The organism is Isoptericola sp. NPDC060185 (genome assembly GCF_042728595.1).
Classification (GTDB): domain Bacteria; phylum Actinomycetota; class Actinomycetes; order Actinomycetales; family Cellulomonadaceae; genus Isoptericola.
The window spans coordinates 64,720-79,433 of record NZ_JBHWYY010000001.1 but is presented as its reverse complement, the minus strand read 5'-3'; the positions used below and the strand labels follow the sequence as shown (position 1 = coordinate 79,433).

Sequence of the window (14,714 nt, the reverse complement as noted above, 5' to 3'; positions counted from 1 at the left end):
GGCGACGTCGCCGCCGCCCCGCATACGTCGTGCGCGGGCCCCGGGGTGTTCCGCGGGGCCCGCGCACGAGCGTCATCGGTAGGTCGAGCGGTCGGTCACTCCTGGCCGGAGAGGTACGACTTGACCGTCACGTCGCCGTCGATGATCTTCTGCTGCAGGTCCTTGACCTCGTCCATGAGGGCCGGGTCGACCTTGTCCTCGAAGTTGTGCAGCGGGGCGATGCCCACGCCTTCGTTCTCGAGGGTGCCGATGTACGGCGTCGCGTCGAACTCGCCCTTGCCGGCGGCCGTGACCGCCTCCTCGGTGGACAGGTCCATCGCCTTGAGGACCGACGTGAGCACGTAGTCCTGCGTCGACGGGTCGGACTCGAAGAGGTCCGCGTCTGCGCCGATGAGCGCGATGTCCTTGCCCGAGTCCTGGATCGCGGCGATCGCGGACTGGTAGATCGGCCCGCCCACCGGCAGGAGCACGTCGACGCCCTGGTCGATGATGTTCTGCGCCGTGGTCTTCGCGGTCTCGTTGGCCTCGAAGCCGCCCGTGAACGAGCCCTCCTCGCCGCCCGAGTAGCCCACGACCTCGACCTTCTTGCCCTTGGTCTCGTTGTAGTACTCGACGCCCTGCTTGAAACCGTCCATGAAGATGGTCACGGTCGGGTACGGCTGGCCGCCGAAGGTGCCCACCTTGCCCGTCTGCGAGTAGCCCGCGGACAGGTAGCCGGCGAGGAACGCGGCCTGCGCCGTGTCGTACAGCAGCGGCTTGATGTTCTCGGCGTCCGTCTTGCCGTCGAAGTCCGCGTCCGCCGCGTCGTCGATGATGATGTACTCGGTCTCGGGGTTCGCCTTCGCCGACTCGATCGTCGCGGCCGACAACGCGAAGCCGACCGACACGATCGGGCTGCAGTTCTGACCGACGAGCGACTCGACGTTCGGCTTGAAGTCGCTCTCCGACTGGGACTGGACGGACGTGAGCTTCACGCCGAACTCGTCCGCCGCCGCGGTCGCCCCCTCGAAGCTGAGCTGGTTGAAGCTCTTGTCGTCGAACCCACCCTGGTCCGAGACGATGCACGGCTTGAAGCCCTCCACCGCGGTCGCGGCGCTGCTACCGCCGCCGGACTCCTCGGGGGCCTCCGCACAGGCCGCCAGCGCGAGCGCGGCGACGCCGGCGAGGGCGGTGAGCTGGATCGCTCTCTTCACCTGTCGCTCCTGTCGATCGATCGTCGGGCCAGGATCGTCCGGCCCGTCACCGAGGTGAGCCTAGCCACCGGCGACCGCGCCGAGAACCGCAAGCGGTGAACCTGCAGGAGTCGTTACCGAAGCGGTATCGACGCGGCACCTCCCGGGAACACACCGGCAACTTTCCGGCGGGTCAGGGCTGCAGCGCGAAACGTCCCAGCAGCCGGGCCCCGACGGCGATCGACCGCTCGTCGACCACCAGGTCGCCCCGGTGGATGTCGTAGCGCCGCTCCCCCGGCGTCGCGGTGCCCAGCCGCGCCATCGCGCCGGGGGCCTTGGTGAGGTACCAGGCGAAGTCCTCGCCGCCGAGCGACTGCTCCGTGAGCACCACGCCGTCGGGCCCGAGCACCGCCGCCCCCGCGGCCTCCAGCGCCCCGGTCACCGCCGCGTCGTTGTCGACCGGCGGGACGCCGCGCGCGTGCCGCACCGTCACGTCCACCTCGTAGGGGGCCACGACCTGCTCGACCGCGTCGTGGAGCACCTGGCCCGCGCGCTCCCAGGCGCGCACGTCCAGGCAGCGCAGCGTGCCTCCCACGGTGCCCGTGGCGGGGATGGCGTTGTGCGCGTTGCCCGCGTGCACGGCGCCCCAGGTGAGGTTCACGCCCGAGCGCGGGTCGAGCCGGCGGCCCAGCACCGCGGGGACCTGGGTGATGACCTGGCCCAGCGCGTACACGACGTCGCCCGTGAGGTGCGGGCGCGAGGTGTGGCCGCCGCTCGAGGACAGCGTGACCGTCACGGTGTCGGACGCGGACGTGATCGGCCCGATGCGCGTGCCGACCTGCCCGACGTCGAGCTTGGGCTCGCAGTGCACCGCGGCGATGCGGTCCACGCCGTCCAGCGCGCCCTGCCCGATGACGTCGTGCGCGCCCCCGGGGGTGACCTCCTCCGCGGGCTGGAACACGAGCCGCACGCCGCGCTCGAGCAGGCCCTCGTCGGCCAGGGCCGCGAGGGCCAGCCCGGCGCCCAGCACGACCGCCGTGTGCACGTCGTGACCGCAGGCGTGCGCGACGCCCGGCACGACGGAACGGAACGGCAGCCCGCAGGAGTCCTCGAGCGGCAGCGCGTCGATGTCGGCACGCAGGGCCACCCGGCCGCGGCCGTCGGCCGTGCGCCCCGGGCCGATGTCGCAGACCAGCCCCGAGCCCTCCAGCAGCCGGGGCTCGAGGCCGGCAGCACGCAGCCGGTCGGCCACCAGCGCGGTGGTGCGCACCTCCTGGCGGGCGAGCTCCGGGTGGGCGTGCACGTCGCGCCGCACGGCGATCAGCTCCGCCTCCAGCGCGCCGACGACCTCGTCGAGGCGCGCGCCGGTGCCGGTGCCGGCGCTCACAGGACGTCCTCGCGGCCGTGGGTCCGCATCGCGTCGACCATGTCCTTGACCTGCTGGGCGCGGGCCCGGGTCGTGACCAGCAGCGCGTCCGGGGTGTCGACGACGACGACGTCGTCGATGCCGAGCAGCGCGACCACCCGGTCGCCGCCCGGGACGACGACGGATCCGGCGGACTGCACGCGCACCACGTCGGCGGGGTCGCCGAGCACCTTGGACCCCCCGTCGTCGTCCGACGGCAGGAGCGCGGCGAGCGAGTTGAAGTCCCCGACGTCGTCCCAGCCGAAGGTGCCGGGCACGACGGCGACGCCGCCCTCCGCGGCCACCGGCTCCGCGACGGCGTGGTCGATCGCGATCTTCTCCAGCCCCGGCCACACCCGGGCCACGACCTCGGCGCGCCGCGGTGTGTCCCACGCGGCGGCGATCTGCCGCAGCCCGTCGTGCAGGGCGGGGCGGTGGGTCGCCAGGTGCCCCAGGAGCACAGAGCTGCGGGCCACGAAGATGCCCGCGTTCCAGCGGTACTCGCCCGACGCCACGTACTCGCGGGCGGTCGCGGCGTCCGGCTTCTCCGTGAAGCCGCGCGCGTGCAAGGCGCTCGGCGCGCCCTCGACGCCCAGCGGCTCGCCGCTGTGCACGTAGCCGAAGGCCACGGACGGGCGCGAGGCCGCGATCCCGATCGTCGTGACGTAGCCCGCGCGCGCGGCCTCGACCGCCTCGCGCACCGCGGCGTCGAAGGCGGCCGCGCCGGACACGACCTGGTCCGCCGCGAAGGAGCCGACGACGACGTCCCCGTGCCGCCGCTCGAGCACGGCGGCGGCGAGGCCGATGGCAGCCATGGAGTCGCGCGGCGACGGCTCGGCGAGCACGTCGTCGTCGCCGAGCCCGGGGAGCTGCTCGCGCGCGGCGGCCACGTGCTGCTCCCCCGTGACGAGGACCACCCCACCGGGACCGGTCAGGGGCCGGAGCCGGTCGACGGTGCCCTGCAGCAGGGAGCGGCCGGTGCCCGCGAGGTCGTGCAGGAACTTGGGGGCGCCCGCCCTGGACAGCGGCCACAGGCGGGTGCCCGCGCCCCCCGCCGGGACCACGGCGAAGAACCCGGGGACGGGTCGGGAAGTCATGTCCGCAGCATAGTGACGCGTGCTGACGGCGACGGCTCGCGCGACGTCAACCCTGTGGGATGGGTCACGAAACGCCCCGAGCCGTCCCGGTTTGCCGGACCTCGTGTGCCGGGAGGCGACCGGATGTCACTACAGTGGCCGTGAACGGAATCCACACAGAATCCGCCAACGGAGGCTCCCCCCGTGCCTACAGCACCTGCTGGCACGCTCTACCGCGGCCGTGAAGGCATGTGGTCCTGGGTCGCGCATCGCGTGACCGGCGTGCTCATCTTCTTCTTCCTCCTCGTGCACATCCTGGACACGGCGCTCGTCCGGGTCTCGCCCGAGGCATACAACGCCGTCATCGGCACGTACCAGACGCCGATCATGGGACTCGGGGAGGCCGGCCTGGTGGCCGCGATCGTCTTCCACGCGTTCAACGGCATCCGCGTGATCCTGGTCGACTTCTGGGCCAAGGGCCCGAAGTACCAGAAGGCCATGCTCTGGATCGTCGTCGGCCTGTTCGTCGTGACGATGGCCGGCTTCCTGCCGCGGCACCTGATGAACGTCTTCGGAGGTGGGCACTGATGGCTCAGACCCAGACCCCGTCCGCGCTCGCCGCACCGCGCTCCCCGTACGCGCGCCGCAAGACCACCCGCGGCAACTACGAGCTGTACAGCTGGGTGTTCATGCGGGCGTCGGGCGTCGTGCTGCTCGTGCTCGTCTTCGGGCACCTGTTCGTCAACCTCATGGTGGGCGACGGCGTGCACGCCATCGACTTCGCCTTCGTCGGCGGCAAGTGGTCCTCCCCGTTCTGGCAGGTCTGGGACCTGCTGATGCTGTGGCTCGCGATGATCCACGGCACCAACGGCGTGCGCACGATCATCAACGACTACGCCCAGCGCGACACCACCCGCATGGTGCTCAAGGGGCTGCTGTACCTGGCGTTCGTGATCGTCGTCGTGCTCGGCACCCTCGTGATCTTCACGTTCAACCCGTGCCCGCCGGACGCACCGGCGAACCTCCTGCCGTCGATCTGTTCCGCGAACTAAGGACTGGCTCCCCCGATGCAGACACACCAGTACGACGTCGTCATCGTCGGCGCAGGCGGCGCCGGCATGCGCGCGGCGCTCGAGGCCTCCGGCGAGGCCCGCACCGCCGTCATCTCCAAGCTGTACCCCACCCGCTCCCACACCGGCGCCGCCCAGGGCGGCATGGCCGCGGCCCTCGCGAACGTCGAGGAGGACAACTGGGAGTGGCACACGTTCGACACCGTCAAGGGCGGTGACTACCTGGTCGACCAGGACGCGGCGGAGATCCTCGCGAAGGAGGCCATCGACTCGGTCCTCGACCTGGAGAAGATGGGCCTGCCCTTCAACCGCACGCCCGAGGGCCGGATCGACCAGCGCCGGTTCGGCGGGCACACCCGCGACCACGGCCAGGCCGCGGTGCGCCGCGCCTGCTACGCCGCGGACCGCACCGGCCACATGATCCTGCAGACGCTCTACCAGAACTGCGTGAAGCAGCAGGTGGAGTTCTTCAACGAGTTCTACGTCCTCGACCTGCTGACGGACCACGACCTCACCACCGAGCAGATCGAAGACGGGGCCGAGGTCAACGCGACCGGCGTCGTCGCCTACGACCTGGCCAGCGGCGAGATCCACGTGTTCCAGGCGAAGGCGATCATCTTCGCGACCGGCGGCGCGGGCAAGATCTTCAAGACCACCTCCAACGCCCACACCCTCACGGGCGACGGCATGGCGCTGGCGTACCGCCGCGGCCTGCCCCTGGAGGACATGGAGTTCTTCCAGTTCCACCCGACAGGCCTGGCCGGCCTGGGCATCCTCCTGTCGGAGGCGGCCCGCGGCGAGGGCGGCATCCTGCGCAATGCGGACGGCGAACGCTTCATGGAGCGCTACGCCCCCACCATCAAGGACCTCGCGCCGCGCGACATCGTCGCCCGGTCGATGGCCAACGAGGTGCGCGAGGGCCGCGGCGCCGGCCCGAACAAGGACTACGTCCTGCTCGACCTGACGCACCTCGAGCCCGCGCACATCGACGCGAAGCTCCCGGACATCACCGAGTTCGCGCGCACCTACCTCGGCATCGAGCCGTACACCGAGCCCGTGCCCGTGTACCCCACCGCGCACTACGCGATGGGCGGCGTCCCGACCAACATCCTGGGCGAGGTGCTCCGCGACAGCCACAACGTCGTCAAGGGCCTCTACGCCGCGGGCGAGGTCGCGTGCGTGTCCGTGCACGGCTCCAACCGCCTGGGCACCAACTCGCTGCTCGACATCAACGTCTTCGGCAAGCGCGCCGGCCGCTCCGCGGCCGCGTACGCCAAGACGGTCGCCCAGCACGCGGAGCTGCCGGAGGCCCCGGCCGCCCGCGTCGAGGCCCAGCTCGCCGAGATGCGCGACCGCCCCGAGGGCGAGCGCGTCGCCGACGTCCGCCAGGCGCTGCAGGAGACCATGGACGCGAACGCCCAGGTGTTCCGCACCGGCGACTCGCTGAACGAGGCGCTCGCCACGATCCGCGACCTGCAGAAGCGGTACCGGAACGTGTCCGTCCAGGACAAGGGCAAGCTGTTCAACACGGACCTGCTCGAGGCGATCGAGCTCGGCTTCCTGCTGGACATCGCCGAGGTGACCGTCGTCGCCGCCCTGAACCGCAAGGAGTCGCGCGGCGGGCACTACCGCGAGGACTACCCCGCCCGCGACGACGCGAACTACATGCTGCACACGATGGCGTACCGCCGCCCGACGTCGGCCCCCGACGCCGGCGACGGCCACGTCCCGGGCTACTTCGACCACGTCGAGGACTTCGGGGACTACAAGGTCGTCCTGGGGTCCAAGCCCGTCATCCAGACCCGGTACGAGCCCATGGAGCGGAAGTACTGATGACTGCTGTTCTCGAGAACCCCGCTGCCCCGTCGGCCGAGCCGAAGGCCGGCGCCGTCCCCAGCTTCGAGGTCACGCTCCGCGTCCGGCGGTACAACCCCGAGTCGGAGCACGGCGAGGAGTCGACCTGGGACGACTTCGTCGTCCAGGTGCACGGCACCGACCGCGTGCTCGACGCGCTGCACAAGATCAAGTGGGAGCAGGACGGGTCGCTGACCTTCCGCCGTTCGTGCGCTCACGGGGTCTGCGGCTCCGACGCCATGCGGATCAACGGCCGCAACCGGCTCGCCTGCAAGACGCTCCTCAAGGACGTCAACCCGGACAAGCCGATCACCGTGGAGCCCATCAAGGGCCTGCCCGTGGTCAAGGACCTCGTGGTCGACATGGAGCCGTTCTTCGCCTCCTACCGCGAGATCATGCCGTTCCTCATCACGTCGGGGAACGAGCCGAGCCGCGAGCGGCTGCAGTCCGCCGAGGACCGCGAGCGGTTCGACGACACCACCAAGTGCATCCTGTGCGCCGCGTGCACGTCGTCGTGCCCCGTGTTCTGGACCGACGGGCAGTACTTCGGCCCGGCCGCGATCGTCAACGCGCACCGGTTCATCTTCGACAGCCGCGACGAGGGCGCCACCCAGCGCCTGGAGATCCTCAACGACAAGGAGGGCGTGTGGCGCTGCCGCACGACCTTCAACTGCACCGAGGCCTGCCCCCGCGGCATCGAGGTCACCAAGGCCATCCAGGAGGTCAAGCGCGCGATGATCACCCGCGCGTTCTGACGCCCCGTCCCGCCCGCCGGCCCACCCGGCGGACGCTGGACATCCGCATGGCGTAGGAGCCCCGTCGTACCCCGCGTACGACGGGGCTCCACGGCTTTCCGGACCCCTGCCCGCGCCGGACGACGCGCTCGATCTCCGCCGCGTCGCGCATCGCCGCGACCTCCGCCTCCGCGCGCGCGATCTCGTCCAGGCGGGGCGGGTCGTAGATCCACGCGCACACCAGCAGCAGCACCCGCGCGACGAAGTTCACCAGCACCAGGACCGTCACGAGGCCGGCGAACGCGGCGAGCAGGGCGTTGCGCTCCGCGCCGGCGGCCACGACCGACGTGCCCAGCCAGCGCAGCACTCCCGCCACGACGCCCGCCGCGAGGCAGCCGAGGACGAAGTCGCGCGTGCGGCGCGGGCGCACCCGGGCCACGACGCGCACGATGAGGTAGACCAGCAGCGCGTCGAGGGCCACCCCGACCGCGGCAGATCCCAGCGCCGTGACCTGGGCGACGACGAACGACCCGCCGAACAGGTCCTCGACCCGCCGGCTCACCGCCTGGGACAGGATGCTCGCCGCGGCGGAGGCCACGATCATCGCCCCGAGGATGACGAAGCCCAGCAGCTCCCAGATCTTCGACAGCACGGGGCTGACACCCACCACCGGCTGGTCGAACATCGACCGCACGGAGATGCGCAGGGCCCGCATGAACCCGATCGCCGTCCACAGGAACACCACGGTGGCCGTCACGCTGTACCAGGTGATCACACTGGGCAGCACCAGCTGCGACGGTTGGATGACGTACTTGTCACCCTCGCCGACGAGTCCCGGCAGCCACGTGTTGATCTGCCTGAAGACGGCTTCCTGGAGCTCTTTCCGGCCGTCCAGCACCCGCGAGAACACGGTGAAGCCGATGGTCAGCGCGGCGAAGAGCGAGAAGATCGCCGTGTAGGCGATGCCGCCGCACAGGAGGGCGCCGCGGCGGTCGACGTACCAGTACCAGGACCGCACGGGCCGGAGGCTCTTGAACCACTGGTACGCGACGACGGACCGGCTCTTGGCCTGGACGAGTCGGTCGTTCACAACCGCGACCCTAGGGAGCCGGGTGCTCCCCCGCGAGCCGGAACGAGCGTTGCGGGCGCCACACACCGTCGTCGCCGTGCTCGTACTGCCAGAGGCGGTCCACCTCGAAGACGCCGTCGAAGTCGGCCATCTCGACGAAGGCGCGGTCCAGGTCGGCCTCGGTGACCTCGTGCGCGACGGTGACGTGCGGGTGGTAGTTGAACCGCAGGTCCTGGGCCAGCACGCCCGACCGCGCGGCGGTCTCGAGCCGCTCGCACTCCGCGATGCCCTCGGCGAGCGACACGAACACGACCGGCGAGACGGGGCGGAACGTGCCCGCCCCGCGCAGGTGGACGCGGAACGGGGCCGTCTCTGACGCCACCTTCTCCAGGTGCTCCGCCACGGCGTCGAGCAGCGACTCGTCGACCACCGTCGGGCCGATCACCGTGATGTGCGGCGGGATGGAGTTCGCCAGCGGGTCGCCGAGCCGGGCGCGCGCCTCCTGGAGCTGCGTGCCGTACGGCTCGGGCACCGCGATGGCGACGCCGATCCGCACCTGGGCAGGCCCGCGGTCAGGGAAGTTCACCGGGCGCCTCGCGGCAGCAGGCCGAACCGGTCGTAGACGCGGTCGAGCACCGGCCGCGCGATGTCCCGCGCGCGCTCGGCGCCGTCGGCCAGCACCTTGTCGAGCTGCGCCGGGTCCGCGAGGTAGGTCTGGGCCCGCGTCTGGAACGGCTCGAGGAAGGCGACGACGGCGTCGGCCAGGTCCACCTTGAGGTAGCCGTAGCCACGGCCGTCGTACTCGGCGGCGATCTCGTCGACGCCGCGCCCCGTGACGGCTGAGAAGATCGTCAGCAGGTTGGAGATGCCCGGCTTGGCGGCCGGGTCGTAGCGCACGCCGTAGGACTCGTCCGCGTCCGTGACGGCGGACTTGATCGCCTTGACGGCCTTCTTCGGGTCCTCCAGCAGCCAGACGACACCCTTGCCGCCGGCGTTCGACTTGCTCATCTTGGCCGTGGGCTCCTGCAGATCCTGGATCTTCGCCACGGCCTTGACGATGTGCGCCTCGGGGACGACGGCGGTGCCCTCGCCGAAGCGGGCGTTCAGGCGCTCCGCGAGGTCGCGGGTGAGCTCGAGGTGCTGGCGCTGGTCCTCGCCGACCGGCACCAGCGCCGTGTCGTACAGGAGGATGTCCGCGGCCATGAGCACCGGGTACGTGAACAGGCCCACGGTGGTGCCCTCGGACCCCTGCTTGGCCGACTTGTCCTTGAACTGCGTCATCCGGCCGGCCTCGCCGAAACCGGTCTGGCACGACAGGAGCCACGCCAGCTCCGCGTGCTCGGCCACGTGCGACTGCACGAACAGGATCGACCGTTCGGGGTCGATGCCGCCCGCGAGGTACTGCGCGGCCGTGCGGCGGGTGCGCTCGCGCAGCGCCGCCGGGTCCGGGTTCACCGTCAGGGCGTGCAGGTCGACGACGCAGTACAACGCCTCGTGGCCCTCCTGGAGGGCCACCCACTGGGCCAGCGCGCCCAGGTAGTTCCCGAGGTGCAACGACCCGTCGGTCGGCTGCATGCCGGAGAAGATGCGGGGCAGCCCCGGCGCGGACGCTCCGCGCTGCGGGGACGATGAGGTGGCGACGTCGGGCATGGCGTCCATTGTGGCAGGTCGCCCGGGCCCGTCGAAAACCGGTCCAGGAGGAGGGCCGCCGGAGCGACGGCTACGTGGCCTCGTCGTCGAACGGGGCCGGCACCGTGACCTCCGCCTGCTCCGAGGTGCTCGTGGCGGCGGCGCCCGCGGACCCGCCGGCCGTGCCCGCCGCTGCGGCGGTGCCCGCCGCTGCGGCCGTCGCAGCCGGCGCGGGCGCCCGCGCCGGGATGTCGTCGTCGTCGTCCGCCAGCGCCTCGCGCACGATGCGGCGCGGGTCGTACTGGCGGGGGTCGAGCTTGGACCAGTCCACGTCCTGGAACTCGGGGCCGAGCTCGGTGTCCACCCGCTCCTTGGCGTCCCGGAGCATGCGCCGGCCGCGCTTCACGAGCGACGCGAGCTGGGAGGCGTACCCGGGGAGGCGCTCGGGTCCGATCAGCAGGACGGCGAGCACCACGATGATGAGGAACTCACCGCCGTTGATGTCGAACACGGGAGCAGCCTAGCGCCCGCGGGAGGCGGCGCGGACGCCGCGACGGAAACTGGGCACGGACGTCATTCGGACTCCCTCTCCTGCAGCACGACGCGCACCTCGCGCTCCTGCCCGTTCGTGCGCACGCGCAGCGTCACCGCGTCGCCGGGCTGGCGCGCGCGGATGGCCACGATGAGCGCGTCGCTCATGGTCACGGGCCTGCCGTCGACCGAGAGGATCACGTCGCCCGGCCGGATGCCGGCCCGGTCGGCGGGGCCATCGGGGGTCACCGCCGCCTGCCCCTGCTGGGAGCCGTCGGAGACCTTGACCCCCTCGCCCGAGTACGACGTGTCGAGCAGGGCCCCGATCACCGGGTAGGTGGCGTGCCCGGACTCGATGAGCTGCTCCGCCGTGTGGCGCGCCTGCGACGACGGGATCGCGAAGCCGAGGCCGATGTTGCCCGTGGCGGCCAGCGCACCCGGCGGCTGCGCGATCGCGGAGTTGATCCCCACCACCTCGCCGTCGGCGTCGATCAGCGGCCCCCCGGAGTTCCCCGGGTTGATCGCGGCGTCGGTCTGGATGGCGTCGATGAACGCGGCGGTCGCTCCCCCGGTCTCGTCGCCCGCCTGCACCGGCCGGTGCAGCGCGCTGACGATCCCTGTCGTGACGGTCGAGTCCAGGCCCAGCGGCGCACCCACGGCGAGCACCGGGTCGCCGACGACCACCTCGTCCGAGTCGCCGAGGACGAGGGGCTCCAGCCCGTCCTCGTCCACCTTGATGACGGCGAGGTCGTAGTCCGCGGTGCGCCCCACGACCTTCGCGTCGCGCTCCCGCCCGTCCGAGAACGTCACGCGGGCCGATCCCTTGCCGTCCGCCGGGGCCACGACGTGGTTGTTCGTGAGGATGTAGCCGTCCTCGCGCAGCACGAACCCCGAGCCCGTCGACACGCCGTCCGCGCCCGTCACCTGGATCGACACGACGCTCGGGAGCACGTGCGCGGCGAGCGCGGCGACCGAGCCGTCGGGCCGCGCCGCCCCGGCGGAGGCGCCCGTCGCCGCGCCACCCGTGCCGGAGGTCGGCAGCGCCGCGTCGGTGGGGCGCCCGTCGTCGAGCGCGTCGGAGACCCGCCCCCCGACGAAGCCGCCCACCGCGCCCGCCACCAGGGCGAGGGCCACGACGGCGGCCGTGCCCGGCCGGCGTCGGCGCGTCGCCGGTCCAGCCGGGGCGTGGCCCGTCGGCGCGACATGGTCCGCGGCGGGGGCGCTGTGGTCCTCCGCGGCGCCGGCGTGGTCCGCGGCCGGGGCGTGCGCCGCGTCCGACGGCGTCGGGGACAGCGTCGGCGGGAACGGCGAGGCGGGGAGCGCGCGGACGACCGGCACGACCGGCGGCTCGGGCTCCGGGGCGCGCGCCGGCGGCTCGGGCGGGGCGAACAGGTCGTCGTCGTCAGGGCGGGACGGTGCGGTCATCGGCGCCAGAGGGCTCCTGTCATGGTGGTCCAGCCGCGGGTGATCTCGTGCAGCACGCCGGCGTCGTCGCCCGCGGTGGTGCCCGGGAACGCGGCGACGAGCTCGGCGAGCGCGTCCGCGGGAAGGTCGGCGACGACGTCGAGCGCCGTGTCGCCCGACTGCCAGGCGACGTGCCACGGCTCGCTGGAGAGCACGCGCACGTCGTGGTCGTGGACCTCGAGGCCCCCCGACCCGGCGACGCCCGCGCCGTCGACGGCGGGCCCCAGGTCCGCGAGCCGCCCCTGGCGCAGGCACACGACGGCGTTGCCGTCCGGCCCGGACACGTCCAGCTCCACCGACCCGGTGGACGACCCGTCGGTCGCGGTGCAGCCGTCGGTGCGCAGCGCGGTGATCGCGTAGCCGACGGGCAGCGCCGCGGGGGCGGCCCAGCCGTGCTCGGACAGCCACGCGATCGACTCCGCGGTGCTCGCGCGCGCGGCCGCCGCGTCGGAGGCGCCGACCGGCTCCGCGCCCGCCAGGAGGGTGAGGGCCGCGGCCCGCGACGGGTCGGGGCTGACCACCGGGGCCTGGCCCAGCACGAAGAGCGCCACCCCGAGCACGCCCACCCCGCCCGCGCCGACGGCGACGAAGCGGCGCGTGCGGTGCCGGCGCCGCGCGCCGAGCTGCCCGGAGAGCGTCGGGGCCCACGCGGCGGGGCGCTCCCAGCCGACGACGTCGCCCCGGTCGCGCAACGGGTCCCCCGCCGTCGACGGGATCGAGGCCGACAGTGCGAGGAGGCGGTCCGTGAGCTCCGGGTCGGGCGCCACGTCACGGGCCCCGGCGAGGGCCCGGCGCGCCGCCCGGGCGGCGTCGAGCTCCGCGGCGCAGCGCTCGCAGCCCGCGACGTGCACCAGCGCCCGCTCCGTCGACGCGGCGTCGAGCTGGCCGTCGGCGACGTCGCTCACCCACGGTCCGAGGTGGCCGCCCCCGGCGTAGCCCGTCACGACGGCACCCCGCCGCTCGCGTCCCGCGCCGTCACCTCCGCGCGACGGTGCTCCAGCGCGTCACGGAGCTGCGCGCGGGCCCGGTGGATGCGGGAGCGGACCGTGCCGAGCTTGATGCCCAGCGTGACCGCGATCTCCTCGTAGCTGAGGCCCTCGATGTCGCACAGCACGACGGCGGCGCGGTACTCGGGGCGCAGCGCGTCGAGGGCCGCCTGCACGTCGTGGTCCAGGTTCGCGTGCTCGAAGCCGCGCTCGGGGCGACCGTGGTCCTCCGGCGCGGCCACGCGGGCGGCGTCGTCTCCCATCGCCTCCATGCGGATGCGCTTCTTGCGCCGCACCTGGTCGAGGAAGAGGTTGGTCGTGATGCGGTGCAGCCAGCCCTCGAACGTCCCCGGCGTGTAGCTGGACAGGGAGCGGAAGACGCGCAGGAACGTCTCCTGGGTCAGGTCCTCGGCGTCCTGCCGGTTGCCGCTCAGCCGGTACGCGAGCCGGTAGACGCGCGCCGAGTGCTCGCGCACGATCTCGTCCCACGTGGGGGGCGTCCAGGCGGCGTCCTCGGGCACGCCGAAGCCCGCCTCGGCGGGGGCCTCGGGCACGTCCTGCACGGGAGCGGGGTCGGTCGTCATCATCACCATCGTCCCACGGCAACGTCCGGGCACGCCGCGACGTTCCCGCGTACGATCACCGCAGCATCACCCGCGCCGGCCGCCCCGCCGGCGACCGCGCCGTGGAGGACCCGCCATCAGCACCGACGTCGACGCCCGCAGCGGACGCACCGCCGCCTGGGCCTACAGCGAGTCCTTCGTCCCCGAGGACGAGGTGCTGCTGCGTGCCCGCGAGCGCGCCGCGGAGCTGGGCTGCCACGCCGCCTCCCCGGGCACCGGCGCGCTCCTCCAGGTGATGGCCGCGTCGCTGGGCGCGCGGGCCGTGGTCGAGGTCGGCACGGGCACGGGGGTCGCCGCGCTCTGGCTGCTGCGCGGCATGCCCGCCGACGGCGTCCTCACGACGATCGACGCGGAGCTCGAGCACCAGCGGGCCGCGAAGCGGGCGTTCGCCGAGGCCGGGATCCGCCCGGCCCGCACGCGGACCATCCCCGGCCGCCCCGCGGACGTGCTGCCGCGCCTCACCGACGGTGCGTACGACCTGGTGCTCGTCGGGGCCGACCCGCACGCCTACCCGGAGTACGTCGAGGCGGGGCTGCGGCTGCTGCGCCCGGGCGGTGTGCTCGCCGTCGACGGCGCCCTGCACGGCGGCCGCGTGCCCGACCCGGCGCGCCGCGACGAGGTCACCACCGTGGTGCGCGACGTCGGCCGCTCCCTGCGCGCCGACGACCGGGTGCTCTCGGCGCTCGCGCCCTCCGGCGACGGGCTGCTGCTCGCCGTGCGGCGCTGAGCACCGCCCGCGAGACGCCGACGGAGGACGGCTCCGAGGGAGGGCAAAAGAAACGAGCGCGGGGCGTCCGCCCCGCGCTCGCCGCGTCTGTCGCGTCCTCGCCGTCAGGAGACGACGGCCTGGAGCGCCTCGCCCAGCTCAGTCGCCTCGGTGGCGTTCAGCTCCACGACCAGACGGCCGCCACCCTCGAGCGGGACCCGCATGACGATGCCGCGTCCTTCCTTGGTGACCTCCAGCGGCCCGTCGCCCGTCCGCGGCTTCATCGCAGCCATCTGTGGCTCTCCATTCCGTTGTCCGGTTCCTCGGCCTGACCCCTGCCCGCTGTCCGCCGGTCGGCGGGAGCGGGCCGAGGCGCGCCCCACCATTCTAGTTCA

16 protein-coding genes are annotated in these 14,714 nt (G+C 73.1%); 5 read left to right on the top strand and 11 right to left on the bottom strand.

Annotation, left to right across the window (positions count from 1 at the left end; genetic code table 11):
• Window positions 1–95 precede the first annotated feature (95 nt).
• From ACFWDO_RS00400 to ACFWDO_RS00390, 3 genes are all read right to left on the bottom strand, one after another.
• Window positions 96–1,193, bottom strand: a complete 1,098-nt coding sequence (locus ACFWDO_RS00400) for a BMP family protein (protein ID WP_380317964.1) — start codon at window positions 1,191–1,193, stop codon at window positions 96–98.
• Window positions 1,194–1,365: 172 nt separating this feature from the next.
• Window positions 1,366–2,559: an amidohydrolase gene (locus ACFWDO_RS00395; RefSeq protein WP_380317961.1), complete on the bottom strand. Its 1,194-nt coding sequence runs from the start codon at window positions 2,557–2,559 to the stop codon at window positions 1,366–1,368.
• Window positions 2,556–3,674, bottom strand: coding sequence for a mannose-1-phosphate guanylyltransferase (locus tag ACFWDO_RS00390; RefSeq protein ID WP_380317958.1), 1,119 nt, complete (start codon window positions 3,672–3,674; stop codon window positions 2,556–2,558). Before ACFWDO_RS00390 ends, ACFWDO_RS00395 begins: the two co-directional genes overlap by 4 nt.
• Before the next feature lie 183 nt (window positions 3,675–3,857).
• Between ACFWDO_RS00390 and sdhC the strand changes: the two genes are divergently transcribed.
• The 4 genes from sdhC to ACFWDO_RS00370 are packed head-to-tail and all read left to right on the top strand — an operon-like array spanning window position 3,858 to window position 7,332.
• Window positions 3,858–4,241 (top strand): succinate dehydrogenase, cytochrome b556 subunit, encoded by a 384-nt coding sequence (sdhC, locus tag ACFWDO_RS00385; protein WP_380317955.1) that lies wholly within the window; start codon window positions 3,858–3,860, stop codon window positions 4,239–4,241.
• A complete protein-coding gene (locus ACFWDO_RS00380) occupies window positions 4,241–4,705 on the top strand; it encodes a succinate dehydrogenase hydrophobic membrane anchor subunit (RefSeq protein ID WP_380317952.1) in 465 nt (154 codons plus the stop codon). The genes sdhC and ACFWDO_RS00380 overlap by 1 nt, the downstream gene beginning before the upstream one ends.
• A 15-nt stretch (window positions 4,706–4,720) precedes the next feature.
• Window positions 4,721–6,556 carry a succinate dehydrogenase flavoprotein subunit gene (sdhA, locus tag ACFWDO_RS00375; protein ID WP_380317949.1) on the top strand — a complete coding sequence of 612 codons (1,836 nt, stop codon included), beginning with the start codon at window positions 4,721–4,723 and terminating at the stop codon, window positions 6,554–6,556.
• Window positions 6,556–7,332 (top strand): succinate dehydrogenase iron-sulfur subunit, encoded by a 777-nt coding sequence (locus ACFWDO_RS00370; protein ID WP_380317946.1) that lies wholly within the window; start codon window positions 6,556–6,558, stop codon window positions 7,330–7,332. The genes sdhA and ACFWDO_RS00370 overlap by 1 nt, the downstream gene beginning before the upstream one ends.
• On the opposite strand, the gene ACFWDO_RS00365 is transcribed toward ACFWDO_RS00370, so the two are convergent.
• From ACFWDO_RS00365 to sigE, 7 genes are all read right to left on the bottom strand, one after another.
• Complete coding sequence (locus ACFWDO_RS00365; protein ID WP_380317943.1) at window positions 7,316–8,401, bottom strand: YihY/virulence factor BrkB family protein; 1,086 nt, start codon at window positions 8,399–8,401, stop codon at window positions 7,316–7,318. The genes ACFWDO_RS00370 and ACFWDO_RS00365 overlap by 17 nt on opposite strands.
• Window positions 8,402–8,411: 10 nt before the next feature.
• Window positions 8,412–8,966 (bottom strand): 2'-5' RNA ligase family protein, encoded by a 555-nt coding sequence (locus ACFWDO_RS00360; RefSeq protein ID WP_380317940.1) that lies wholly within the window; start codon window positions 8,964–8,966, stop codon window positions 8,412–8,414.
• Window positions 8,963–10,030, bottom strand: a complete 1,068-nt coding sequence (trpS, locus tag ACFWDO_RS00355) for a tryptophan--tRNA ligase (RefSeq protein WP_380317937.1) — start codon at window positions 10,028–10,030, stop codon at window positions 8,963–8,965. Before trpS ends, ACFWDO_RS00360 begins: the two co-directional genes overlap by 4 nt.
• 70 nt (window positions 10,031–10,100) lie before the next feature.
• Window positions 10,101–10,520: a Sec-independent protein translocase TatB gene (locus tag ACFWDO_RS00350; protein WP_380317934.1), complete on the bottom strand. Its 420-nt coding sequence runs from the start codon at window positions 10,518–10,520 to the stop codon at window positions 10,101–10,103.
• Between the two features lie 62 nt (window positions 10,521–10,582).
• On the bottom strand, window positions 10,583–11,965 hold the full coding sequence (locus ACFWDO_RS00345) for a S1C family serine protease (RefSeq protein WP_380317931.1): 1,383 nt from the start codon (window positions 11,963–11,965) through the stop codon (window positions 10,583–10,585).
• Window positions 11,962–12,948 (bottom strand): zf-HC2 domain-containing protein, encoded by a 987-nt coding sequence (locus ACFWDO_RS00340; protein WP_380317928.1) that lies wholly within the window; start codon window positions 12,946–12,948, stop codon window positions 11,962–11,964. The genes ACFWDO_RS00345 and ACFWDO_RS00340 overlap by 4 nt, the downstream gene beginning before the upstream one ends.
• Window positions 12,945–13,574, bottom strand: coding sequence for an RNA polymerase sigma factor SigE (gene sigE / locus ACFWDO_RS00335; protein ID WP_380317925.1), 630 nt, complete (start codon window positions 13,572–13,574; stop codon window positions 12,945–12,947). The genes ACFWDO_RS00340 and sigE overlap by 4 nt, the downstream gene beginning before the upstream one ends.
• A gap of 193 nt (window positions 13,575–13,767) precedes the next feature.
• Between sigE and ACFWDO_RS00330 the strand changes: the two genes are divergently transcribed.
• A complete protein-coding gene (locus tag ACFWDO_RS00330) occupies window positions 13,768–14,340 on the top strand; it encodes an O-methyltransferase (RefSeq protein WP_380317922.1) in 573 nt (190 codons plus the stop codon).
• Between the two features lie 104 nt (window positions 14,341–14,444).
• On the opposite strand, the gene ACFWDO_RS00325 is transcribed toward ACFWDO_RS00330, so the two are convergent.
• A complete protein-coding gene (locus ACFWDO_RS00325; protein WP_079573043.1) occupies window positions 14,445–14,612 on the bottom strand; it encodes a DUF3117 domain-containing protein in 168 nt (55 codons plus the stop codon).
• Between the last annotated feature and the right edge of the window lie 102 nt (window positions 14,613–14,714).